Raw genomic sequence first — 23425 nt, forward strand, 5'->3', positions numbered from 1 at the left:
AGTTCTTTTACAGCGGAATGTCGAGCGGCTTGAAACGTGGCGTGCCGTCGGCGAGCGTCTCGTTGAACATCTGCGCCGGACGCACCCACAAGCCGCGTTCGTGCGGCCACAGATGTTCGTAGACGATCATGGCTTCCTCGGTCTCCGAGTGCCGCGCGACGCCGATCACGCGATAAAGACCGCCCTTGTAGTGACGGTGGGTCGCAAGCGCGAGAGCTTCGGTTTCTGTCATCGGTAGTGTCCTGCTGATGGTCGTGTTCAGACCGAGCGGCGATCGAGCATCGCGCGCGCGATCGTCCCTGCATCGACATATTCGAGCTCGCCGCCGACGGGCACGCCGCGCGCGAGCCGCGTCACCTTCAGCCCTTTCGACTTGAGCGTCTGCGCGAGATAGTGCGCGGTCGCCTCGCCTTCGTTCGTGAAGTTGGTGGCGAGCACCACTTCCTGCACCACGCCGTCGAGCGCGCGATTGATCAGGCGCTCGAAATGGATTTCCTTCGGCCCGATGCCGTCGAGCGGACTGAGCCGCCCCATCAGCACGAAATAGAGCCCGCGATACGTGAGCGTCTGCTCGAGCATGATCTGATCAGCGGGCGTTTCGACGACGCACAGCAAGGCCGGGTCGCGTTCCTCGTCGCCGCAGACTTCGCAGATTTCAGCTTCGGTGAAGGTGTTGCACTTCTCACAGTGCCTGAGATGCTCGGTCGCGAACAGGAGCGAAGCGCCGAGCTTCTCGGCGCCCGCGCGGTCGTGCTGCATCAGGTGATACGCCATGCGCTGCGCCGACTTCGGTCCGACGCCGGGTAGCGCGCGCAGCGCCTCGACGAGCGCCGACAGGGCGGAAGGTTGTTTCATGTGTCCTCATGACGCGCCGAATTCGCTTCGGCGCGCGCGGTTAGAACGGCAGCTTGAAACCCGTCGGCATCGGCATGCCGGCCGTCATGCCGCTCATTTTCTCCTGCGTGGTGGCCTCGGCCTTGCGCACGGCGTCGTTGAACGCGGCGGCGACGAGGTCTTCCAGCATGTCCTTGTCGTCGGCGAGCAGGCTCGGGTCGATCTGCACGCGACGCACGTCGTTCTTGCAGGTCATCGTCACTTTCACGAGACCGGCGCCGGACTGGCCCTCGACCTCGATCTGCGCGAGCTGGTCCTGCATCTTCTTCATGTTTTCCTGCATCTGCTGAGCCTGTTTCATCAGCCCGGCGAGTTGGTTCTTCATCATGGTTCGGCTCCTTACTGGAAAACGTGTGACGAAAGCGCGCGCGATACGCGCTCGGAATTCAGTGCTTGCGCGCAGCGTCGAAAAAAACGCCGCGCGCTTCGATTCATGACGGATTCGCGCCCGATGCGGAGATCGGCTTGATCGAACCCTGCACGATGCTCGCGCCGAAATCGCGGATCAGCGATTGCACGAACGGGTCCTGCTTGATCTCCTGCTCGGCTTCCTGCTGGCGTCGCGCCCGGTCGGCGGCATCGAGCGCGGCGGCGGTGCGGCGCACGGGCGCGACATTGACGCTGACTTCGATTGCGCGGCCGAGCTTTTCGGCAAGGGCGGTCTTGAGCTTCGAGACGTGCGAGGCGTCGGTGTACATCTGCACGGCGACCGCGAGCGTGACGGAATTCGCGTCGCACGCGGTCAGTTCGCTGTTGAACGCGAGTTGATAGGCGACGCCTTTAAGCGGCAGGCTGACGGCGAGCGCGGCCCATTCGATCGACACGCCGAGTGCATCGAGCGGAACTGCGGGCGGCAGCGGCGTCGTATCGATGACGGGCGCAGGCTTCGCGGCCGGCTCGGCGCCGAAGCGCATGTCGTCCGGACCGCTCTCGAACGCGGGCACGAAGCCGTCGTCCGGCGGCATGAAGTATTCGTCTTCCGATCCCGCCGGCGGATAGTCGTCGGGCGGCATATCCTCCCACGGCGGGACGACGCCGGACTTGCCGGCCGCAGGTTTGGACTCAGGCGCGGCGGGCGCTGGCGGTGCGCGACGGGGCGCGGGCACCTGAACTTGCGCAGCGGGTTTCGCGACAGCTTTGGGCGCTGCCGGAGCCGCCGCTTGCGCAGCCGGTGCGCCGCGTGCACCCCGATCGGAGGAAAGACGCATGCCGGCGCTGCGCAGCACTTCGAGCGCCGCACTCGCACCGCCCGCCGCGCGCGACGCCGCGACATCGCGCTCGGATGCGGGCACGGTTGCAGGCGCGGCTTCCTCGACGGCCTGCCGTGCGGCGCTGGGCACCGGTGCAGGTTTCGCCGTGACCGGCTCAGTTGACTCGATAACCGGCGCAGGTTTCGCGCTTTCGACCGGCTGCGTCTCTTTCGCCTTTACGATGACGGTTTCGGCCGGAGGCGTCGGCGCCTTCGCTACGGGCGCGGGTGCGATCGCCCGCTCGGCCATCGCGCCCGCGAGCGACGCGCTGCGCGCGGGCTTCGCGCCCGAGGGCGCGCTCACGGCGACGCCGCCGCCCGGTCCGCCCGCCGGCTCGAAGGCGAGCATGCGCAGCAGCGTCATCGTGAAGCCGGCGTATTCGTCGGGCGCGAGACCCAACTCGCCGCGTCCGACCGTTGCAATCTGATAGAAAAGCTGAATCTGCTCAGCGGAAAGAATCTCGGCGAAGCGGCGAATATCCGCGGCTTCCGGCCATTCATCCAGCACCGACGACGGCGCGAACTGCGCCCACGCGATGCGATGCAAGAGACTCGCGAGATCCTGCAGCGCGGTCGAGAAAGACAGGCTGCGCAGCGCCATTTCGTCGGCGATCGCGAGCACGCCGGCGCCATCGCCAGCGGCGAGCGCGTCGATGAGCCGGATCAGATAGCTTTGATCGAGCGCGCCGAGCATGCCGCGCACGGCTTCCTCGGTGACCTGGTTGGCCGAATAGGCGATGGCCTGATCGGTGAGCGACAGCGCATCGCGCATGCTGCCGTCCGCCGCGCGCGACAGCAGACGCAGCGCCTGCGATTCGAACGCGATGCTCTCCTGCTGAAGAATGTTCTCCAGATGCGACACGATATGACCCGCCGGCATCTGCTTCAGATTGAACTGCAGGCAGCGCGAGAGCACGGTGACCGGAATCTTCTGCGGATCGGTCGTCGCGAGGATGAACTTCACATGCGGCGGCGGCTCCTCCAGCGTCTTCAACATCGCGTTGAAGGCGTGGTTCGTGAGCATGTGCACTTCGTCGATCATATAGACCTTGAAGCGCGCGTCGACGGGTGCGTACACCGCGCGTTCGAGCAGCGCGGCCATTTCGTCGACACCGCGATTGCTCGCCGCATCCATTTCGACGTAATCGACGAAGCGGCCTTCATCGATTTCCCGGCACGCGCGACACACGCCGCACGGCTTCGAGGTCACGCCGGTTTCACAGTTGAGCGCCTTCGCGAAGATGCGCGAGAGCGTCGTCTTGCCGACGCCGCGCGTGCCCGTGAAGAGATAGGCGTGATGCAGGCGGCCGCCGTCGAGCGCGTGCGTGAGCGCACGGACGACGTGCTCCTGGCCGACGAGCGACTCGAACGATTTCGGCCGCCATTTGCGTGCGAGAACTTGATAGGTCATGCGCGAAATTGTATCAGCAACGACCTTGCGCAAACGCCGCTCCAAAAGGCTGCCGAGGCGCGCGGAGGAAGGTGCGTACCCGCGAAAATACAACTCGCGACGACGCGCGACACAAAGAACGAATCAGGGAAAACGAGAGAGGAACGACAGAAGAAAGCGGAAGGTGACGAGCCCGACCCTCGGCACTGGTGGAAAGCGGCTGTGGCTGCTTCGTTCCCGACCTGACCAGGTTGACCGCGCCACCATGCGAGGAGGCCCGTCACGTCGAATCATAACACGGGGCCGGGCGCGCCCGGAAGCCACGCGTGAAATGCGCGGACCTTTGTGACGCCCTCTTGCGCTTCGTGTCGTCGCCCTCAGATGCGGCCTATCGGCTCCCGGCAACGGATAGCAAAGTAGGCTAAGATGACATTTGAATAACCCGGATGTGGTGCATTTTGCCCTTCGACGGATCATTCGCCGCCGTTCGCGAGCCGTTCTGGCGCACGGCGTGCGGGCCGAATACTGCCCGTTGGCGACGAAAATTTTTTTCAGTTTTGGTGTATCGTGGCGAGCATTCAAACGCGGGCCTCGAAACAATAGAGGTATTCAGACAATGAGCGAATCAATCAAGCACATCAGCGACGCTTCTTTCGAACAGGATGTCGTCAAGTCGGATAAACCGGTCCTGCTCGACTTTTGGGCGGAGTGGTGCGGTCCGTGCAAAATGATTGCCCCGATCCTCGATGAAGTCGCGAAGGATTATGGCGATCGCCTGCAAATCGCGAAGATCAACGTGGACGAGCATCAGTCGACGCCGGTGAAGTTCGGCGTTCGCGGCATCCCCACGCTGATCCTTTTCAAAAACGGCGCGGTCGCCGCGCAGAAAGTCGGCGCATTGTCCAAGTCGCAATTGACCGCGTTCCTCGACAGCAACCTGTAACGGCATCATCGGCGGGCGTCGGCATCCCAGACGCCTGCCTCTGGCATTCGTATCGCCGCATCGGCACAACCGAGCAGCGCGACCGGAATGCAGCCGATGTTGTCACGCGACAACATCGGCCGACAAGCCCCGCCCAAAGCCCACCCGAGGCCTGCGTGGCGTATGCTATGCTAGAATCACAAGAGTTCAAGAAGTATTAAGTCTCGAGCGGTTCCGCTCACCTCTTCTCCCAAATCTTTCTGTCGCACCTCTCTCCCCGGCGGGAAATCCGTATGCATTTATCCGAGCTCAAGTCTCAGCACGTGTCTGCACTGATCGAGATGGCCAATGGCCTCGAGATCGAAAATGCGAACCGCCTGCGCAAGCAGGAACTCATGTTCGCGATTCTTAAAAAGCGCGCCAAGGCCGGCGACACGATATTCGGCGACGGCACGCTCGAAGTGCTGCCCGATGGCTTCGGCTTTCTGCGCTCGCCCGAGACCTCGTATCTCGCGAGCACGGACGACATCTATATCAGCCCGTCGCAAATCCGCCGCTTCAATCTGCACACCGGCGACACGATCGAAGGCGAAGTACGCACGCCGAAAGACGGCGAGCGTTACTTCGCGCTCGTGAAGGTGGACAAAGTCAACGGGCAGCCGCCCGAGGCCTCGAAACACAAGATCATGTTCGAGAACCTCACGCCGCTGCATCCGAACAAGCCGCTGCCGCTCGAGCGCGAAATGCGCGGCGAGGAAAACGTCACGGGCCGGATCATCGACATGATTTCGCCGATCGGCAAGGGCCAGCGTGGCCTGCTCGTCGCGTCGCCGAAGTCGGGTAAAACCGTGATGCTCCAGCACATCGCGCATGCGGTGAAAGCCAATCATCCGGACGTCATTCTGTTCGTGCTGCTCATCGACGAGCGCCCGGAAGAAGTGACGGAAATGCAGCGTTCCGTGCGCGGCGAAGTCATCGCCTCGACCTTCGACGAACCCGCCGCGCGTCACGTGCAGGTGGCCGAAATGGTCATCGAAAAGGCGAAGCGTCTCGTCGAAATGAAACATGACGTCGTGATTCTTCTCGACTCCATCACGCGTCTCGCGCGCGCCTATAACACCGTCGTGCCCGCATCGGGCAAGGTGCTGACGGGTGGTGTCGACGCCAACGCGCTGCAGCGTCCGAAGCGCTTCTTCGGCGCGGCTCGAAACATCGAGGAAGGCGGCTCGCTCACGATTATCGGCACGGCGCTCATCGAAACGGGCAGCCGCATGGACGACGTGATCTACGAAGAGTTCAAGGGCACGGGCAATATGGAAGTGCACCTCGAGCGCCGTCTCGCGGAAAAGCGCGTGTATCCGTCGATCAACCTGAACAAGTCGGGCACGCGCCGCGAGGAACTGCTCATCAAGCCGGACCTGCTGCAGAAGGTCTGGGTGCTGCGCAAGTTCATCCACGACATGGATGAAGTCGAAGCAATGGAATTCCTGCTCGACAAGATCCGTCAGACGAAGAACAACGCCGAGTTCTTCGACATGATGCGTCGCGGCGGAGGCTGATCCGGCTTCGCAACTTCAGCACAGAAAGCCGCCTGTTTCGTCAGGCGGTTTTTTTGCGCCTTGCGACGGCGCCGCTCCGTACAATCCGGTCTATCGAAGCGACCTGAACGACCGATGGCCAACCTCTTCTCCCGCTGGTTCGGCGCGCAACGCCGCGAGCGCGCGCTGCGCAAGTACGCGATCGACGACGACCTCTGGCAGCGCACACTGGACGCATATCCGTGCTTCGGCCATTTGAACGGGGTCGACCTCGGACGCTTGCGCGAAACCGCGAGCCTTTTCATCGCGCAAAAGCAATTCTCGACCGCGCACGATCTCGAACTGACCGATCAGATGATCGTCTCGATCGCCGCGCAAGCCTGCCTGCCGGTGCTCAACCTCGACCTCGACCTGTATCGCGGCTGGGTCGGCGTGATTGTCTATCCGGGCGAGTTCATCATCAGAAAGACAGTCGAAGACGAAGACGGCGTCGTGCACGAGATCGAGCACGATGCGAGCGGTGAGGCGTGGGAAGGCGGTCCTGTCGTGCTCTCATGGGAGGACGCGCAGATGGTGGACGGTTCGGACGCCTACAACGTCGTGATCCACGAGTTCGCGCACAAGATCGACATGGTGACGGGCGTAGCCGACGGACATCCCCCGCTCTTTCGCCGCTGGCACGCACCGCTCGACACCACCGTCTGGTCGGATATCTTCGACAACGCCTTCGACCAGTTCTGCGCGCGCGTGGACGCGGTGCCGCCGCGGCGCTGGAGCCGTTTCGAGCGCGAATCGCTGATCGATCCTTACGCTGCAGACCATCCGTCCGAGTTTTTCGCGGTGTGCAGCGAGGCGCTTTTCGTGACGCCCCAGGCGTTCGAAGCCGAGTATCCCGAGCTTTATCGGCTGCTCGCGCGCTACTACCGGCAGGACCCGGCGAGCGTCGGCGCGCTCGACGCGTGACTTCCGCCGGAACGCCCGAAAAAGATGTCAACCGACTGACTTTCTGGCATAATCGCCGTTTTTCGACCCTAGGCAAGTGACTCGCGCGGCACTGCAAGCAAGTGCAACGGGTTGGCTACCGCCAGATATCAGGAAAGACCATGAAACAAGGCATTCACCCGGATTACCGCGAAGTCCTGTTCGTCGACATGTCGAACGACTTCAAGTTCGTGACCCGTTCGACCATCCAGACGCGCGAGACCGCCGAATTCAACGGCAAGACCTACCCGCTCGCGAAGATCGAAGTGTCGTCGGAATCGCACCCGTTCTACACCGGTCAGCAAAAGATCATGGACACGGCGGGCCGCGTCGAGAAGTTCAACAACAAGTTCGCGCGCTTCTCCACCAAGAAGTAAGTCGGGCTTCGGGTTCAGCAAAAAAGGGCAGCTTTGGCTGCCCTTTTTTGTCGCTGACGGTTTCGCGTCATCCTTTCGTCGTCCATGCGGCGCCCATCGGCACCGCCTTTGCTGCATTTGGTAAGCGTTGTTGCGCGCGGTGACGGGAGCATCGACGAACCGCCCTTAACGCCGCCACGCGACTACAATGCCGGTTGCTCCAGCCCCAGGCTCGCCTCGCGCGAGATCAGCGGACCGTTTTCCATCAAGCCATCTCGCATGCGATCTGTCGTTCGTCTGACCGCCTCCGCCACCAGCGCCCTGCCGCGCTGGCTGTTGCTCGCCATCTGCATCACCTACGCGTCGTTCGGTCTCTTCGGCCGCGACCCGTGGAAGAACGAGGATGCGGCCGGCTTCGGCGTCATGTGGACGATGGCCAACGGCGACGCACGCGACTGGCTGTTGCCGAACCTCCTCGGCAAGGCGCCCACCGCCGACGGTCCGCTGATGTACTGGCTCGGCGCATCGGCCATTCGTCTGTTGAGCCCCTGGGTCGATGCGAGCAACGCCTCCCGCGTCGTGACGGGTCTGCTCTTCTGTCTGGCCTGTGCGTTCGTATGGTATTCGGCCTATCTGCTCGGCCGGCGCGACGAAGCCCAGCCCTTCAAGTACGCGTTCGGCGGCGAACCGGAGCCCCGCGACTACGGCCGCACGCTCGCCGACGGCGCACTGCTCATCCTGCTCGCTTGCTTCGGCCTCGCCGAGCGCGGTCACGAAACCACGCCGCAGCTCGCGCAGTTCGCCGGCACCGCGATGCTCCTCTACGCGCTCGTGCGCAGCCTCGACAAGCCGATCCACGGCGGCCTCGTGTGGGGCCTGGCGATCGGCGTGGTCGGACTGTCCAGTTCGCCGGTGCTCGTGTTCGCGCTCCTCCTCTGCACGCTCGCGATGACGATCATCGTGAAGCAGGTGCGGGCCGCGCCGCTTCTGATTTACGGACTGCCGGTCGCCATCGTGCTGATCGCCGCGTGGGTGCTGCCAACGCTGCACTACTTCCCTGACGACGGCGAATGGTGGCTGCGTCAATGGTGGCGCAACAGCTTTTCGTACTTCTCGGGCACGCCCGGATCGATCTTCGGGTACGCGATCAAGAACCTGCCGCTCTTCACGTGGCCCGCGTGGCCGCTCGCGCTCTGGGCGTTCGTCAGTTGGGGCGGGCTGCGCCGCTCGCCGCACGTCGGGGTGCCTTTGTCGATCATCGGGCCGCTGCTCGTGCTGGTCGTCCTGCAGGCGCACGAAACCAACCGGCTCTTCATGCTGCTCCTGCCGCCGCTTTCGGTGCTCGCGACCTTCGCGTTGCCCACGTTGAAGCGCGGCGCGATCAACGCGATCGACTGGTTCGCGATGCTGAGCTTCACCATCATCGGCTCCTTGGTGTGGCTCGTGTGGACTGCCGGCATGTTCGGTTTTCCCGCGTCGATGGCGCGCAATCTCGCGCGTCTCGCGCCGGGCTTTCATCCCGAGTTCAAGCTGATTTCGTTCGCGTGCGCGGTGGCCGTGACGGTCTGCTGGTTTCTGCTCGCGCGCTGGCGGCTCGCGCGTCATCCGAAGGTGCTCTGGCGCAGCGTGGTGCTGTCGAGCGCGGGCACGACGCTCATGTGGGTGCTGCTCATGACGCTGTGGCTGCCGGTGGTGAACTACAGCCGGACGTACCGCGACGTGGCCGAGCAGATCGCCGATCACCTCCCGCCCGACTATACGTGCATCTCGCCCGTGCGCCTGGGCGACGCACAGATCGCCACCTTCGCCTATTTCGGCGGCATGCACTTCGCGTTCGACGAGGACTGCGACGTGATCCTGCGTCAAGATCCGGCGGACTACGGAGAGCCGTCGTCGATGTCCGCGTTCCAGTGGAAGCTCGTGTGGGAAGGCCGGCGCGTCGCCGACCGCGACGAGCGCTTCCGCCTGTACGTGCGCATCGAGCGCCCCACGCCGCCGGCGAAAAAACCGCTGCGTCCGAAGAGCCTGCGCCGGACGCAGTAACGCGATGCGCGCGATCCCCACATACCGCGGCACGACCGGCATGTTGAGCGACGTGCGCAAGATCGCCGCGCTCGCGTGGCCGGTGCTGATCGGCCAGCTCGCGGTGATCGCGTTCGGCGTGATCGACACCGCGATGGTCGGCCGCTTCTCCGCGACGGATCTGGCCGCGCTCGGCCTCGGCGGCTCGGTCTATATCTCGGTGTATATCGGCCTGACGGGGATTCTCGTCGCCTTGCAGCCGATCGCCGGGCAACTCTTCGGCGCCGGCCGCGAAAGCGAGATCGGCGAGGAAACGCGTCAGGCGCTGTGGCTCGCCGCTGCGCTCACCGTGATCGGCTTCGTGCTGCTGTACTTCCCCGAACCGCTGCTCTCGCTCGCGAAAAGTCCGCCCGCGCTGCACGACCGCACGGTCGACTATCTGCGCATCCTCTCGTTCGGGCTGCCCGCGAGCCTCGCGTTTCGGGTCTACAGCTCGCTCACCAATGCCGTCGGCAAGCCGCGGCTCGTGATGTTCCTGCAGGTCGGCGGACTATTGCTCAAGGTTCCGCTCAACACGTGGTTCATCTTCGGCGGCGCAGGCGTGCCCGCGCTCGGCGGCCCGGGCTGCGCGCTCGCGAGCACGCTCATCAACTGGGTGCTCGCGATCGTCGGCATGACGGTGCTCTTCAGGTTCGAATTCTTCCGCCCGTTCGGCATCTTCTCGCACTTCTGCTGGCCGGTCTGGCGGCGTCAGCTCGCGCTCCTGCGTCTTGGCATTCCGATGGGTCTCTCGTATCTGATCGAAGTCACGTCGTACACGTTCATGGCGCTCTTCATTTCGCGCTTCGGTACCACGACGCTCGCCGGCCATCAGATCGCGGGCAATCTCGGCGCGGTGCTGTACATGACGCCGCTGTCGATCGGCATTGCGTCGTCGACGCTCGTCTCGCAGGCGCTCGGCGCCGGACGCTACGACGATGCCCGCTCGGTGTCGCGGCACGGCATCGGCATGGCGTGCGTGCTCGCGCTCGCGTACGGCGTGATCCTGATCGCGGCGCGTCCGCATGTGATCGCGGCCTATACGCCGGATGCGAACGTCATCGCGGCCGCGATGCCGCTCGTGCTCATCATCTTCTTCTATCACTTGTGCGACGCACTGCAGATCACCACCGCGTTCGTCCTGCGCGCGTACAAGGTGACGCTCGTGCCGACTGTCATCTACGCCATCGCGCTGTGGGGCATCGGGCTAGGCGGCGGCTATCTGCTCGGCTTCGACGTGGGCGGCGGCGTGCCCGAATGGCTGCAAGGCGCGCGCGGCTTCTGGATCGCGAATTCGGCGAGTCTGGGCGTCGCGGGCGTCGGCCTGTTTCTCTACTGGCGGCGCGTGAGCTCGCGGCACTTGAACAATGTCGACGCGACCTGAGCCGCTCGGCTCGCATCCAATGCGCTGATTTGTGTAGAAAAACATAAGCGCTTCGCTTCATCGGAAAGATTGACGTAAGGCTCCAGTAGAATTTCGCGTCGAGGAATGCCCGGAGCGAGCGGATGAGCCGCATTACAACGTCACAAAAAAAATGGATTCTCGCCGCGACCACGCTGATCGCCGCGCTGGGACTGGGCGCCGCGTTTCATCGCGCCGATGCCGCGCGCATCGCGAGCGTGTCGCCGCAAGGCAAGGTCGCGCAAGTGCGGCAGGTCGTCGCCAAATTCGACGAACCGATGGTCGCGTTCGGCAATACAGCAGCGCCAGCGCCCGGCAAGCTCACCTGTAGCGGCGCAAGCGCGTCGGCCACGGCGGGCTCGCAGCGCTGGATCGACGCCAAGACCTGGGCCTTCGACTTCGAGCACGATCTTCCGCCCGGCGTGCATTGCGCCCTCGATCTCGCGGACGGCCTCAAGTCGGTGGCCGGCAACGCGCTTTCCGGCCCGCGCCGCTTCGCGTTCCAGACGGGCGGACCGTTCGTCACGCGCGTCATGCCGAGCTACGGCGACATCGAAGAAAATCAGGCTTTCGTGCTGCGCCTGAACGGACCCGCGACGCAGGCATCCGTGCTCGAGCATGTCTGGTGCGAATCGAACGCGCTCGGCAACCGGATTCCGGTGCGCCCGGTCGATGACGCCACCCGCGCCGCCCTGCTCGAACATTTCCGGCTGGATAAGGAAAGAGATCGCGTGCTCACGCTCGCGTGCCAGCAAACGTTGCCGTCGGCGACCAAGATGCAGCTCGTGTACGGTGCGGGCGTGACGGGTCCGGGCGGTATCGCCAACGACGTCGAAAAGCGCTTCGACTTCACCGTGCGCGAGCCCTTCACGGCGAGCTTCTCGTGCGAGCGCGAGAACGCACAAGCGCCGTGCACACCGCTTCGCCCGCTGCGGCTGAATTTCAGCGCGCCGATCAGCCGCGCCGACGCACAGAAGTTCGTGCTGCATGGGCCCAAGGGCAACGCCTCGCCCAGGTTCGATGCGACCGACAAGGACGCGGAATTGAGCGCCGTCGAGTTCGCCGCGCCGCTGCCCGAACGCGCCGATCTCACCATCGAGGTCCCCGCGAATCTGAAGGACGTGAGCGGCCGCACGCTCGCGAACGCCGATCTCTTTCCGCTCAAGACCACGACCGCCGCGATGCCGCCGCTCGCGAAGTTCTCGTCGGGCACGTTCGGCATCATCGAGCGATTTGCCGAACCGGGCATGCCCGCGATGCTGCCGGTCACGTTGCGCCACGTCGAAGCGGACTTGCATGTGCAAGGGCTCAATTCGGGCACGTCGCACATCACGAAGCTCAAACTCGACGCCGACACCGACATCCGCCGATGGATGCGCGCCGTCGACCTGTTCGACGGCATGTCGATGTCACGCTCGACGATCGAGGAGCGCATGCCGGCGATGCTGAACAACGGCATCGAGCCGGTCATCATCCCAAATAGCGACGGCTCGTCGTCCAGAGATCCGCAAATCGATATCCGTTCGCTGTCGATGCTGGCGAAACAACGCGGCGTCGAAACCCTCACGCTGCCCGCTGTCGATCCGAAAGCGCCGCGGCCGTTCGAAGTCGTCGGCATTCCGCTCACGAAACCCGGTTTCTATGTCGTCGAAATGGGCTCGCCCGCGCTCGGCGCGTCGCTGCTCGGCAAGAGTCAGGCGATGTACGTGCGCACGTCGGTGCTCGTCACCAATCTCGGCGTGCATTTCAAGCAGGGACGCGAGAACAGCCTCGTGTGGGTGACGACGCTCGACAAAGGCAAGCCCGTCGCCAACGCCGATATTCGCGTGACCGACTGCAACGGTGACGAAATCGCCACCGCAAAGACCGATGCACAGGGCCTCGCGAAGATCGGCAAGCCGCTTGCCGCCACACGGGAATGCAACGAGCACAGCCTCGCATGGGGCGGCTTTTTCGTGTCGGCGCGCGTGAACGATCCCGTCTCCGGTCCGGACATGGCCTTCGTAACGTCGGACTGGAATCGCGGCATCGAATCGTGGCGCTTCAACGTGCCGACGGACATGAGCGCGAGGCGCACGACCCGCGCGCATACCGTGTTCGACCGGACGCTCCTGCGCGCCGGTGAAACCGTGTCGATGAAGCATCTGCTGCGCGTCGAGACACTCCACGGTTTCGCCTTTGCATCGAGCTATCCGAGCCGCGTGACGATCCGGCACGTCGGCAGCGGACAGACCTGGCATCTGCCGCTCAAATGGGCCGCGGACCATAGTGCCGACTCGACCTTCACCGTGCCCGTCGCGGCCAAGCTCGGCGAATACAGCGTGACGCTCGACAACGGCGCGACGTCCGAGAATGACGGCAACGACAACGACAACGCGAACGACAACGCCAACGCCAACGACAACGCCGTCACGCAGTCGTACGAATCGGGCAGCTTCCGCGTCGAGGAATTCCGCCTGCCGGTGTTCAAAGGCTCGATCAGCGCGGGTGACGGCAAGTCGCCCGGGCTCGTCGCGGCGCCGGAAGCGCCGGTCGCGGTGCGGCTCGAATATGTGCAGGGCGGACCGGCGTCGAATCTGCCGGTGCAGGTGTCCGCGCTCGTGCGCGATACGGCGCCGCCCTTCGCTTCGCAGTACGAGGCGTTCAGCTTCGCGCCATATCGGAAACCGGCGAACGATGGCGCCAGCGCGCCCGCCGAGGACGAAGACAGCGAGCAGCAGGACAACGCGACGACGAAGCTCATCGCGGACAAGCTGCGTGTCACGCTCGATCGGGACGGCGTCGGCAAGGTCACGGTAAAGCCGCTGCCGGCGGTCGAATCGCCGAAGCGTCTCGCGCTCGAAGCGAGCTTCGCCGATCCGAACGGCGAGATTCAGACGATCAGCGGCGGCACCCTGCTCTGGCCGGCCGCGGTGACCATCGGCGTGAAGGCGGGGCATTGGGTGTCGGTCGGCGGCGCGCTGCCCGTGCAGGCGCTCGCGCTCGATTTGCAGGGCAAGCCGCGCGCGGGCGTATCGGTCGATATCAAGGCCGTCGCGCGCGTGATGTCGAGCTCGCGCAAGCGCATGGTGGGCGGCTTCTACGCGTACGACAATCACACCGAGAGCAAGGATCTCGGCACGCTGTGCAGCGGCAAGAGCGACGACCACGGCATCGTCTCGTGCGAGGCGAAGCTCAAGGAACCGGGCAACGTCGATCTGATCGCGCTCGCCAAGGACGGCGACGGCCACACGGCGAACGCGAGCACATCGGTATGGGTCACGCGCGAGGACGAGTTGTGGTTCGGCGGCGAGAACACCGACCGCATCGACGTGTTGCCGGAGAAAACGAGCTACGAGCCGGGCGAGACCGCACGCTTTCAGGTGCGCATGCCCTTCCGCTCGGCGACGGCGCTCGTCGCGGTCGAACGTGAAGGCATCATGGAGACGCGGGTCGTCGAACTGAACGGCAAGGATCCGACCGTCGAGCTGAAGGTCGGGAATGCGTGGGGGCCGAACGTCTACGTGTCGGTGCTCGCGTTGCGCGGGCGTATCCGCGAAGTGCCGTGGTATTCGTTCTTCACGTGGGGATGGAAGGCGCCGGTCGAATGGGCGCGCGCGTTCTGGTACGAGGGCCGGCAGTATCAGGCGCCGACGCCGCTCGTCGATCTGTCGAAGCCCGCGTTCCGTTACGGGCTCGCGTCGATCAGGGTGGGCACGGCGTCGCACAGGCTCGCGGTGAGCGTGAACCCGGACGCGACGTCGTACACCGTTCGGAGCAAGGCGCACGTGAAGGTGAAAGTCGCGCTGCCCGATGGCAAGCCCGCGCCCGCCGGCACGCAGATCGCCGTTGCGGCCGTCGACGAAGCGTTGCTCGAACTGATGCCGAACCGAAGCTGGGACGTGCTCGAAGCGATGCTGCAGCAGCGCGCGTATGGCGTCGAGACGGCGACCGCGCAAATGGAGATCATCGGACGGCGTCACTTCGGGCGCAAAGCGGTGCCTGCGGGCGGCGGAGGCGGACACAGCGCGACGCGCGAGTTGTTCGACACGCTCTTGCTGTGGAATCCGCGCGTCACGCTCGACGCCAAGGGCGAAGCCAGCGTCGATGTCCCGCTGAACGACGCGCTCACCCGCTTTCGGATCGTCGCGATCGCTGCGGTCGGCGCGGGGCAGTTCGGCACCGGTAGCGCTTCGATTCAAAGCGCTCAGGATCTGCAACTGATCTCGGGATTGCCGCCGCTCGTGCGCGTCGGCGATGCGTTTCGCGCGCAGTTCACGCTGCGCAACACGACGGCGCGAACGATGCGCGTCGTCGTCACGCCGCGCGCCGGCACGCTCGCGCTCGACGCGCGCACGGTGCAGCTCGCGCCGGAATCGTCGCAGGAAGTGGTCTGGGATGTGACGACGCCCGATGTGCCCGGCGCGGAATCGTCCGCGAGGCTTGCCTGGGAGGTGAGCGCCGCCGAACAGGCCGGCCCGCGCGCAAGCGATGCCGTAAAAGTGGCGCAAAAAGTCGTCGCGGCGGTTCCGGTCACCGTGCAGCAGGCGACCATCGCGCAAGTCGACGGCACGTTCACGCTGCCCGTCGCGCCGCCCGCCGATGCGAGCAAGTCGAGCGATGGCGCCGTGCGCGGCGGCATCGCGGTGTCCCTGCAGCCGAAGCTCGCCGATGGCCTGCCCGGTGTGCGCCGCTGGTTCGAGCGCTATCCGTACAACTGCCTCGAGCAGCAGACCTCGCGCGCGCTCGGCCTGATGGACGCCGCGCAATGGCAGGCCGTACTCGCGAAGATGCCGTCGTATCTGGACCGCGACGGCCTCGCGAACTACTTCCCGCCCGCCGACGACGAGCGCCCGACCGGCAGCCCCGCTCTCACCGCGTATCTGCTCGCCGTCACCGATGAAGCTGCGAAGCAGGACGGCCGCTTCGCCTTGCCCGCCGATCTGCGCAACCGGATGGCGGCGGGTCTCGCGAATGTCGTCGACGGCAAGATCGAGCGCAAGTTCTGGGCGCCGCGCAACGATCTCGACTTCGAGAAGCTCGCGGCCATCGAGGCTTTGTCGCGCTATGGCCTCGCGCAGGCGCGCATGCTCGACTCGATCACGGTCGCGCCGGATCAGTGGCCGACATCGGCGGTGCTCGATTACTACGCGATCCTGTCGCACGTCGACGGCATTCCGAATCGCGAGGAAAAGCGCGCGCAGGCCGAGCAGATCATCCGTGCGCGCCTGACGTATGAGGGCACGCGCCTCACCTTCTCCACCGAGCGCGACGACGATCTCTGGTGGCTCATGACCGGCACCGAGACGAACGCCGCGCACGCGGCGCTCATTTTCGCGGACGCGCCCGGATGGAAGGACGAGATGCCGCGCGTCGTCGCGGGCTTGCTCGCACTGCAGAAGAACGGCGCGTGGCAGACGACGACCGCCAATCTGTGGGGCGCGCTCGCGGTCGGCAAATTCTCGCGGCTCTTCGAAAGCACGCCGGTGACGGGTCATACGTCGATTCAACTCGGCGCCTCGACGCAAAGCGTGAACTGGAGCGCGCCGCCTTCGAGCGCGCCCGCATCGGCGACGTCCGTCACAAAGACCGCCAGCGTGCGCAGCGTAATGCTGCCGTGGAGCAGCGCTTCGCTCACGCTGACGCAGGAGGGCACCGGCAAGCCGTGGGCGACGATCGAAAGTCTCGCGGCCGTCGCGTTGAAGGCGCCACTCGCGGCGGGCTATCGCATCGCGAAGACCGTGACGCCGGTCGATCCGGCGGTGAAAGGCGTGCTCTCGCGCGGCGACATCGTGCGTGTGCATCTCGATATCGACGCGCAGAGCGACATGACCTGGGTCGTCGTCAACGATCCGATTCCCGCGGGCGCGACGATTCTCGGCTCCGGCCTCGGACGCGACTCCGAAGCGGCGACCCAGGGCGAGAAACAGGATCGCGGCGCGTGGCCTGCTTTCGTCGAACGCAGCTTCGATGGTTACCGCGCGTACTACGGCTATCTGCCCAAAGGCAAGCTGACCGTCGAATACACCATGCGGCTTAACAATCCCGGCACCTTCGGCTTGCCGCCCACGCGCGTCGAAGCGCTCTACGCCCCCTCGTCGTTCGGCGCGTTGCCGAATGCGCCGGTGGTGGTAAAGCCGCTTGCCGCAAAGTGATGTCATGAAACGCGCCGCCGGCTTCGTCACCGCGTGCGTTCTTTCGGCGGCGGCGCACGCGTCGCCGGGCTTCGACGACGTGCGCGCGAACTGGCGCAGCTCCGACTGGGTCCTGCTCGCCCGCGACGGCGAGCCGCTTGCCCGCACGCGCATCGACAAAAGCGCGCGGCGCGGCGAATGGGTCGCGCTCTCGGATGTATCGCCGGCATTGCGCGAAGCGATCGTCGTATCGGAGGACAAGCGCTTCTACGAACACGCGGGCGTCGACTGGCGCGGCGCGGCGGCAGCCGCGTGGGGCAATCTGTGGAATACGCGCACGCGCGGCGCATCGACGGTGACGATGCAGCTCACCGGACTCATCGAAGCCGATAAATCGGCCGGCCGGCGCTCGATCGGCGAAAAGGCCGGGCAGACGATCGGCGCGCTTTGGCTCGAACGAACCTGGCGCAAGGATCAGATTCTCGAGGCGTATCTGAATCTCGTGCCGTTCCGCGGCGAGATCGTCGGGTTGTCGGCGTTGTCGCAGACACTTTTCGGCAAGGCGCCGTCCGGGCTAGACGAACGCGAGGCCGCGCTCGCCGCTGCACTCGTGCGCGCGCCGAACGCCCCGTATGCGAAAGTCGCCGCGCGCAGTTGCGTGATCCTGCGCGATATGCACGCGCTGCACGGCGTCGCCCGAAGCGTCGATCCATGCGTCAATCTCGACAGCTACGTTCAGCTCACGCTCACGCGCACGGCCGCCGCGCCCGCTTATGCGTCAGGCGACGACGCCCTCGCGCCGCATCTCGCGCGACGTGTCGCGAGCGAGGTGCATCCGGCGGCGGGCGCGCGCGTGCGCTCCACGCTCGATTCACGCCTGCAACGCTTCGCCCGCGACACGCTCGCGCGAACGCTCGCCGAACTGAACGCGCGCGCGCATCCGCGCAACGTGCACGACGCGGCGGCCATCGTGATCGACAACCGTTCGGGCGACGTGCTCGCGTGGATCGGCTCGGCAGGCGGTTTGTCGAACGCGCCGGAGGTCGATGCCGTACTCGCCCCGCGTCAGGCGGGCTCGACGCTCAAGCCCTTCCTCTATGCGCAGGCCTTCGACGAGAAGCGCCTCACCGCCGCCACGCTGCTCGACGACGCGCCACTCGATCTCGCGACCGGCGGCGGCCTCTACATACCGCAAAACTACGATCACGATTTCAAAGGCTGGGTGAGCGTGCGTACGGCCCTCGGCTCTTCGCTGAACGTGCCGGCGGTGCGCACGCTCGTGATGGTCACGCCGCATCGATTCGCGAAGACGCTGGTCGCGCTCGGCATTCCCTTGTCGCGGGCGGGCGACTACTACGGCTTCAGCCTCGCGCTCGGCAGCGCCGACGTCACATTGGCGTCGCTCGCCAACGCCTATCGCGCGCTCGCCAACGGCGGCATCGCTCGCCCCATCTTCGATCTCGCCGAACATCGGCCGACATCTGCCGCAAATCGCGTCTTCAGTCCCGAGGCGAGCTTCATCGTCACCGACATCCTCGCCGACAACAACGCGCGCACGCGCACCTTCGGCTTCGACAGCGTGCTCGCGACACGCACCTTCAGTGCGGTCAAAACGGGCACGAGCAAGGACATGCGCGACAACTGGGCGGTCGGTTTCACTTCGCGATACACCGTGGGTGTGTGGGTCGGGAACGCGGACGGCGCACCGATGTGGGACGTATCCGGTGTGACGGGCGCGGCGCCGGCGTGGAACGCCATCGTCAACTATCTAAACCGGCGATCGGATAGCCGTCCGCCGCCAGCGCCGCCGGGCGTCGTACAGACGCGCGTCACGTATCAGAACGAGATCGAACCCGCGCGCAGCGAATGGTTCGTGCGCGGCACGCAGATGAGCGCCATCGGCCTCACGGCGAATGCGTCGCAGACCGCACGCGGCGCGAATACCGATGCACGGGCGGCACGCATAGGCGCGCCCACGGACGGCACGATCTTCGCGCTCGACCCGGACATTCCGCCCGCGCGCCAGCGCGTGTGGTTCGAGCGCGCGGACAGCGGCGCGCGCCTTGCGTGGCGGCTCGACGGAAAGCCCTACGGCCACGACGCCCGCGCCGCATGGCTGCCGTGGCCGGGCCGTCACGTGCTCGAACTCATCGATGCAAAAGGCGAAATCGTCGACAAGGTCGGTTTCGAGGTTCGCGGCGCCTTCGCGAAAACGGCCTCGGCCGCGTCGAAGTGATGAAGGTCGGCAGACACCGCGACGTCATCCATCCGGCATTTCGCAACGTTAAAGATTGTGCGGAAAGCGCGGTGCGCGCGGCGGGGTCGTGCACAATGCGAACCGTTATCGTTGCGGGACCGGGTTTTTGCCCTATCCTTAACGGCATCTTTCCGACTGGCCCGAACTTATCGATTCATCCTTTCTCTCTCAAGCTGGAGTGCCGTCATGCTGAAAAAGCTGCTGATGCTGTGCATAGCGTTGATGCTGTCGATGGGTGCGGCGTTCGCCGCGGTCGATGTCAATACCGCCGACCAAGCCGCGCTGGAAGCGGTGAAAGGGCTGGGGCCGGTGAAGTCGAAGGCGATCATCGACGAGCGCACGAAAAACGGCCCGTTCAAGGACGCCGACGATCTCGCGACCCGCGTCAAGGGGCTCGGCACCAAGTCGGTGGCGACGCTGGAGCAGAACGGCCTGACGATTGGCGGCTCGTCGCTGCCGCCTACGGGCAAGACCCCGAAGCCCGCGACCACGTCGACGCAAGGCGGCAGCGCCGCGCCGAACTCGACGGTGAAGTCATCGGCGGCGGCCACCGGCGCGACGTCGCCGGCGGCCACTACGGCGCAGACCCCGGCTACGGCACCTGCCGCGCCGGCATCCGGCACGAAGGCGTCGAAGAAATCGAAGAAGGAAAGCGCGGCTGCAGAAACGGCGAGCGCTTCGGGCCCGTCCGCCGCGAGCGACGCGAAGCCCGCCAAATCGAAGCGCAGCAAGAAAGACAAGGCCGCCAGCGCCGCGGCTGCCAGTCAGTGATTCTTCGGGGAACCATGTCGAAGGAAAGTTGCCTTCGTATGACCATCGTTGAACGGCCGCTCGCGGCCGATGCCCGCGACGCCATGCCCGGTTCAAAGCCGGACGCGGCGGTGCGGGCGAACCCACCCCGCAACCTCTCGTAGTGAGACTGTCATGAGCCTACTCGATATCCTCGCCTCCTCCCTCGGCAATTCATCGCAACAACCAGGCGGCCAACAGGGCCAGTCCGGCCAGGCCGCGCTGATCGCAGCGGCGCTCGCATTCGTCAACAGCCAGCCGGGCGGCATCATGGGCCTGATCCAGCGCTTCCAGCAGCACGGCGCGGGCGATGTCGTCCAGTCGTGGATCGGCACCGGTGAGAACAAACCCATCAGCCCCGACACGCTCACCAACGTGCTCGGCCAAGACAATGTCGGCGCACTCGCGCAAAAGGCCGGCGTTTCGGGCGACCAACTCTCGGGCATGCTGGCGGCAGTGCTGCCGCATATCGTCGATCGCGCGACGCCCAATGGCGAAGTGCCGCCCGAAGGTCAGCTCGATCTGACCGGCGTGCTCGGCTCGCTCGGCGGCCTCGCCGGTCTCTTCGGCAAGAGCGAAGAGCCGAAGCAGGGTTAAGCGCGCTAATTCGGCTTGCATCGAAGGCCCCGCAGGCATCGCGCCGCGCGGGGCTTTTGCTTTTCGCACAGCGCTTTCGAGCGAGCAAAAAAGAAAAAAGGGCAACGAATCGCTTCGTTGCCCTTTTGCATGAACGGCCGCCCCGCTTGCGGGACGGCCCCGTGGCGCGTCAATGCACGACGCGATCGAACACGAACTCGCCTTCCCGCACATCGACCGGAATGACGTCCTTCGGCCCGAAACGCCCGGCGAGGATGAGCTTGGCGACCGGATTCTCGATCTCCTGCTGAATCGCACGCTTGAGCGGCCGCGCGCCGAACAGCGGGTCGTAACCGACCTTGCCGATCTGCCCGAGCGCCGCATCCGACACTTCGAGCTGCATGTCGAGCTTGGCGAGACGCTCACGCAGACGCTGCAGTTGAATCCTCGCGATCGACTCGATGTTCGTGCGGTCGAGCGCATGGAACACGACGACGTCGTCGATACGGTTCAGGAACTCCGGCCGGAAGTGCAGCTTCACTTCTTCCCAGACGGCATCCTTCACCTTCTCCTGCGGCTCGCCGACCATGCCCTGAATGACTTGCGAACCAAGGTTCGACGTCATCACGATCACCGTGTTCTTGAAGTCGACGGTGCGGCCCTGGCCATCGGTCATGCGGCCATCGTCGAGCACTTGCAGCAGCACGTTGAACACGTCCGGGTGTGCCTTCTCGATCTCGTCGAGCAGAATCACGCTGTACGGCTTGCGGCGCACGGCTTCGGTCAGATAACCGCCTTCCTCGTAGCCTACATATCCCGGCGGCGCGCCGATCAAACGGGCGACGCTGTGCTTCTCCATGAACTCGCTCATGTCGATGCGGATGAGATGATCCTCCGAATCGAAAAGGAAGGCCGCGAGCGCCTTGCACAACTCGGTCTTGCCGACGCCCGTCGGCCCGAGGAACAGGAACGAGCCATACGGGCGGTTCGGATCGGACAGACCTGCGCGCGAACGGCGAATCGCATCCGCCACCGCGCCGATTGCCTCGTCCTGGCCGATGACGCGCTCATGCAGCTTGCTCTCGATCTGCAGCAGCTTCTCGCGTTCGCCCTGCATCATGCGCGACACGGGAATGCCGGTGGAACGCGACACCACTTCCGCGATTTCCTCGGCCCCGACTTGCGTGCGCAAAAGGCGCGGACGCGTCGGATTGTTCTGCTCCTGCGATTCGGCCTGCGTCACCTGCTTCAGGCGCGCTTCGAGCTCGGGCAGCTTGCCGTACTGCAACTCGGCGACTTTTTCGAGCTTGCCTTCGCGCTGCAAACGCGTGATGTCCGCGCGCACCTTCTCTATTTCTTCCTTCAGCTGCGCGCTGCCCTGCACTGCCGCTTTCTCGGCAGTCCAGATTTCCTCGAGATCGGAATACTCGCGGTTCAGCCGGTCGATTTCCTCTTCGATCAGTTGCAGACGCTTCTGCGACGCCTCGTCCTTCTCCTTCTTCACGGCTTCGCGCTCGATCTTCAACTGAATGAGACGGCGGTCCAGCTTATCCATCTCTTCGGGCTTCGAATCGATTTCCATCTTGATGCGCGACGCGGCTTCGTCGATCAGATCGATGGCCTTGTCCGGCAAGAAGCGGTCCGTGATATAGCGATGCGACAGTTCCGCGGCCGCGACGATAGCGGGATCGGTGATTTCGACGCCGTGGTGCAACTCGTACCTTTCCTGCAAGCCGCGCAGGATCGCGATGGTCGCTTCCACCGACGGTTCATCGACGAGCACTTTCTGGAAGCGCCGCTCGAGCGCCGCATCCTTCTCGATGTACTTGCGATATTCGTCGAGGGTGGTTGCGCCGATGCAGTGCAGCTCGCCGCGCGAGAGCGCCGGCTTGAGCATGTTGCCCGCGTCCATCGCGCCTTCGGCCTTGCCCGCGCCGACCATCGTGTGAATTTCATCGATGAAGACGATCGTCTGGCCTTCGTCCTTCGCTATGTCGTGCAGCACGGCTTTCAGGCGCTCCTCGAACTCGCCGCGATACTTCGCGCCTGCGAGCAGCGCCGCCATATCGAGCGACAGCACGCGTTTGCCCTTGAGCGTTTCCGGCACTTCGCCGTTGACGATACGCTGCGCGAGCCCTTCGACGATCGCCGTCTTGCCGACGCCCGGCTCGCCGATCAGCACCGGATTGTTCTTCGTGCGACGTTGCAGGATCTGGATCGAGCGACGAATCTCGTCATCACGGCCGATCACCGGATCGAGCTTGCCCGCGCGAGCGCGCTCGGTCAGATCGACGGTGTATTTCTTGAGCGCCTCGCGCTGGCTTTCGGCGTCCTGGCTATTGACCTGCGCGCCGCCGCGCACGGCGTTGATCGCGGCTTCGAGCGCTTTTCTCGACAGACCGTGCTGCTTCGCCAGACGGCCCGCTTCGCCCCGGTCGTCGGCCACGGCGATCAGAAACATCTCGCTCGCGATGTAGGTGTCGTTGAGTTTCTGCGCTTCCTTGTCGGCGGCATTGAGCAGGCCCGCGAGTTCGCGGCTCACTTGCACGTTGCCGTCCGTGCCCTGAACTTGCGGCAGACGGTTGATCGCTTCGTTCAGCGAGGTCTGCAGCGCCTGAACCTGCACGCCGGCATGCGAGAGCAGCGAGCGCGCCGAGCCGTCCTGCTGCGCGATGAGCGCCGCGAGCAGGTGCACCGGTTCGATGTACTGGTTATCACGACCGACCGCCAGGCTCTGCGCGTCGGAGAGCGCTTCCTGAAATTTGGTGGTGAGTTTGTCGATTCTCATTTTTTGAAAGCTCCAATTCTGAATACGACCAAAATGAGGCGCTTTTTGTCACTTTCAAGCACGCTTTGGCGCAAAAAGTGCGTTTTTTGCTCTCCGACAATGACGGCGT

General features: G+C 64.9%; 15 protein-coding genes and 1 other RNA gene. 10 read left to right on the forward strand and 6 right to left on the reverse strand.

The window, feature by feature from the left end; all coding sequences use genetic code 11:
* Positions 1 to 7 precede the first annotated feature (7 nt).
* From NCR38_RS07515 to ffs, 5 genes are all read right to left on the reverse strand, one after another.
* Positions 8 to 232 (reverse strand): DUF1653 domain-containing protein, encoded by a 225-nt coding sequence (locus tag NCR38_RS07515; RefSeq protein WP_035501030.1) that lies wholly within the window; start codon positions 230 to 232, stop codon positions 8 to 10.
* A gap of 26 nt (positions 233 to 258) precedes the next feature.
* Complete coding sequence (gene recR / locus NCR38_RS07520) at positions 259 to 855, reverse strand: recombination mediator RecR (RefSeq protein ID WP_250476712.1); 597 nt, start codon at positions 853 to 855, stop codon at positions 259 to 261.
* A 40-nt stretch (positions 856 to 895) separates the two neighbouring features.
* Positions 896 to 1222 (reverse strand): YbaB/EbfC family nucleoid-associated protein, encoded by a 327-nt coding sequence (locus tag NCR38_RS07525; protein ID WP_250476713.1) that lies wholly within the window; start codon positions 1220 to 1222, stop codon positions 896 to 898.
* A gap of 103 nt (positions 1223 to 1325) precedes the next feature.
* Positions 1326 to 3554: a DNA polymerase III subunit gamma/tau gene (locus NCR38_RS07530; RefSeq protein WP_250476714.1), complete on the reverse strand. Its 2229-nt coding sequence runs from the start codon at positions 3552 to 3554 to the stop codon at positions 1326 to 1328.
* Positions 3555 to 3716: 162 nt separating this feature from the next.
* Positions 3717 to 3815: signal recognition particle sRNA small type (gene ffs / locus NCR38_RS07535), an RNA gene on the reverse strand.
* 334 nt (positions 3816 to 4149) lie between these two features.
* Here ffs and trxA point away from each other — a divergent pair.
* The 10 genes from trxA to NCR38_RS07585 all read left to right on the forward strand — a co-directional run bounded on the left by trxA (position 4150) and on the right by NCR38_RS07585 (position 20549).
* Positions 4150 to 4476: a thioredoxin TrxA gene (gene trxA / locus NCR38_RS07540; RefSeq protein WP_008349330.1), complete on the forward strand. Its 327-nt coding sequence runs from the start codon at positions 4150 to 4152 to the stop codon at positions 4474 to 4476.
* Between the two features lie 272 nt (positions 4477 to 4748).
* Positions 4749 to 6014, forward strand: coding sequence for a transcription termination factor Rho (gene rho, locus NCR38_RS07545; protein WP_035501035.1), 1266 nt, complete (start codon positions 4749 to 4751; stop codon positions 6012 to 6014).
* Between the two features lie 114 nt (positions 6015 to 6128).
* Positions 6129 to 6956: a zinc-dependent peptidase gene (locus tag NCR38_RS07550; protein WP_250476715.1), complete on the forward strand. Its 828-nt coding sequence runs from the start codon at positions 6129 to 6131 to the stop codon at positions 6954 to 6956.
* Positions 6957 to 7096: 140 nt separating this feature from the next.
* On the forward strand, positions 7097 to 7351 hold the full coding sequence (locus NCR38_RS07555) for a type B 50S ribosomal protein L31 (protein ID WP_050326712.1): 255 nt from the start codon (positions 7097 to 7099) through the stop codon (positions 7349 to 7351).
* A gap of 258 nt (positions 7352 to 7609) precedes the next feature.
* Positions 7610 to 9373, forward strand: a complete 1764-nt coding sequence (locus tag NCR38_RS07560; RefSeq protein ID WP_061120369.1) for a glycosyltransferase family 39 protein — start codon at positions 7610 to 7612, stop codon at positions 9371 to 9373.
* Between the two features lie 40 nt (positions 9374 to 9413).
* Positions 9414 to 10775, forward strand: a complete 1362-nt coding sequence (locus NCR38_RS07565; RefSeq protein ID WP_061120401.1) for an MATE family efflux transporter — start codon at positions 9414 to 9416, stop codon at positions 10773 to 10775.
* A gap of 122 nt (positions 10776 to 10897) precedes the next feature.
* Complete coding sequence (locus NCR38_RS07570) at positions 10898 to 16927, forward strand: Ig-like domain-containing alpha-2-macroglobulin family protein (protein ID WP_250476716.1); 6030 nt, start codon at positions 10898 to 10900, stop codon at positions 16925 to 16927.
* 4 nt (positions 16928 to 16931) lie between these two features.
* Positions 16932 to 19142, forward strand: a complete 2211-nt coding sequence (gene pbpC, locus NCR38_RS07575; protein ID WP_250476717.1) for a penicillin-binding protein 1C — start codon at positions 16932 to 16934, stop codon at positions 19140 to 19142.
* Positions 19143 to 19349: 207 nt separating this feature from the next.
* A complete protein-coding gene (locus NCR38_RS07580) occupies positions 19350 to 19934 on the forward strand; it encodes a helix-hairpin-helix domain-containing protein (protein ID WP_061120372.1) in 585 nt (194 codons plus the stop codon).
* A gap of 153 nt (positions 19935 to 20087) precedes the next feature.
* Entirely contained in the window at positions 20088 to 20549 is a 462-nt protein-coding gene (locus tag NCR38_RS07585; protein ID WP_061120373.1) for a YidB family protein, read from the forward strand.
* Positions 20550 to 20718: 169 nt separating this feature from the next.
* Here the strand turns inward: NCR38_RS07585 and clpB are convergent, their stop codons facing one another.
* Positions 20719 to 23316 carry an ATP-dependent chaperone ClpB gene (gene clpB, locus NCR38_RS07590; protein ID WP_250476718.1) on the reverse strand — a complete coding sequence of 866 codons (2598 nt, stop codon included), beginning with the start codon at positions 23314 to 23316 and terminating at the stop codon, positions 20719 to 20721.
* Positions 23317 to 23425 lie beyond the last annotated feature (109 nt).

The organism is Caballeronia sp. INML1 (assembly GCF_023631085.1).
In the GTDB taxonomy this organism is placed as follows: domain Bacteria; phylum Pseudomonadota; class Gammaproteobacteria; order Burkholderiales; family Burkholderiaceae; genus Caballeronia; species Caballeronia turbans.

Excerpts from the sequence above, each read along its gene's own strand:
- NCR38_RS07515 (WP_035501030.1), bottom strand. The coding sequence starts at position 232 with ATGACAGAAACCGAAGCTCTCGCGCTTGCGACCCACCGTCACTACAAG.
- recR (WP_250476712.1), bottom strand. The coding sequence starts at position 855 with ATGAAACAACCTTCCGCCCTGTCGGCGCTCGTCGAGGCGCTGCGCGCG.
- NCR38_RS07525 (WP_250476713.1), bottom strand. The coding sequence starts at position 1,222 with ATGATGAAGAACCAACTCGCCGGGCTGATGAAACAGGCTCAGCAGATG.
- NCR38_RS07530 (WP_250476714.1), bottom strand. The coding sequence starts at position 3,554 with ATGACCTATCAAGTTCTCGCACGCAAATGGCGGCCGAAATCGTTCGAG.
- trxA (WP_008349330.1), top strand. The coding sequence starts at position 4,150 with ATGAGCGAATCAATCAAGCACATCAGCGACGCTTCTTTCGAACAGGAT.
- rho (WP_035501035.1), top strand. The coding sequence starts at position 4,749 with ATGCATTTATCCGAGCTCAAGTCTCAGCACGTGTCTGCACTGATCGAG.
- NCR38_RS07550 (WP_250476715.1), top strand. The coding sequence starts at position 6,129 with ATGGCCAACCTCTTCTCCCGCTGGTTCGGCGCGCAACGCCGCGAGCGC.
- NCR38_RS07555 (WP_050326712.1), top strand. The coding sequence starts at position 7,097 with ATGAAACAAGGCATTCACCCGGATTACCGCGAAGTCCTGTTCGTCGAC.
- NCR38_RS07560 (WP_061120369.1), top strand. The coding sequence starts at position 7,610 with ATGCGATCTGTCGTTCGTCTGACCGCCTCCGCCACCAGCGCCCTGCCG.
- NCR38_RS07565 (WP_061120401.1), top strand. The coding sequence starts at position 9,414 with ATGTTGAGCGACGTGCGCAAGATCGCCGCGCTCGCGTGGCCGGTGCTG.
- NCR38_RS07570 (WP_250476716.1), top strand. The coding sequence starts at position 10,898 with ATGAGCCGCATTACAACGTCACAAAAAAAATGGATTCTCGCCGCGACC.
- pbpC (WP_250476717.1), top strand. The coding sequence starts at position 16,932 with ATGAAACGCGCCGCCGGCTTCGTCACCGCGTGCGTTCTTTCGGCGGCG.
- NCR38_RS07580 (WP_061120372.1), top strand. The coding sequence starts at position 19,350 with ATGCTGAAAAAGCTGCTGATGCTGTGCATAGCGTTGATGCTGTCGATG.
- NCR38_RS07585 (WP_061120373.1), top strand. The coding sequence starts at position 20,088 with ATGAGCCTACTCGATATCCTCGCCTCCTCCCTCGGCAATTCATCGCAA.
- clpB (WP_250476718.1), bottom strand. The coding sequence starts at position 23,316 with ATGAGAATCGACAAACTCACCACCAAATTTCAGGAAGCGCTCTCCGAC.